The following is an 812-nucleotide window of genomic DNA, read 5'->3' on the forward strand; positions in this document are numbered from 1 at the left end:
GGGTGAGTCAGGTTTAAAGGAAGAAGTAGAGGAGGTAATGCACAAGAAAGCATTAGTGATCGAGGAGTTGATGCAAAAATTAACAGGTGAGCTAGAAGAATATAGCAGCGAATTACTAGGCTAGAGAGAGGATATTATGAGTAAGCACCGCAACAAGATAGATAAAGTACTTAGAGTATGGATAGCGACAATATCAGTATTAACAGCAGCAAGTGAAGTGCAGGCGAGTAGCAGCCTTGTCGATAGCTTGCCTGAATTAGATAGAAGAACGTTACTCAGAGGTATTAGAAAGCCAAAGAGCCCTGGTAAGTTACCAAGCAAATACGTAGTAAATCATGAGGGAATACAGAACAAAGAGCAGACTCAGCATGAATTTAATTATGGCGATGATGCAGTAGATTTAATATGGGACGACTCTGAGAGTAGTACTGCGTTATATGGGCGGGATCAATCAGGCGTGGAATTAGAAGCAAGCAAACACGTTAAATCTATAGAAGAATGGTCTTATGATGATGACGATGATCTCGTTGTAAAAGCTTTATCATATTATCCTGAACAGCTAGGAGCGACGAGTCATTTATCAGAGATGATCGCAGATACTTGCGAGGAAGCAGATTCTGTATTAGCCAATGAAATTCCTGTGAGTGTGCCTAGAGGTATTAGTGACGAGGAATTAGGGCTAAATTATCGTGAGTTTGAAGTTATACAGGATTTAGAAGAACAGGCAGAGCATACTGATATTCAAGATACAGCTCTTAGTATCGGGCAGGAAGTAGCACAACTATCCGATTTAGAGGTAGGTAATGTTTCAT

Annotated in this window: 1 protein-coding gene; it reads left to right on the top strand. The window is 40.4% G+C overall.

Annotated features, from left to right (window positions below; all coding sequences use genetic code 11):
* Positions 1 to 136 precede the first annotated feature (136 nt).
* The coding region (locus KYQ89_RS00945; RefSeq protein ID WP_218459964.1) for a hypothetical protein at positions 137 to 812 on the top strand (676 nt) is incomplete at its 3' end.

The sequence above is a fragment of the Rickettsia sp. TH2014 genome, from assembly GCF_019249195.1.
GTDB classification, from domain to species: Bacteria; Pseudomonadota; Alphaproteobacteria; order Rickettsiales; family Rickettsiaceae; genus Rickettsia; species Rickettsia felis.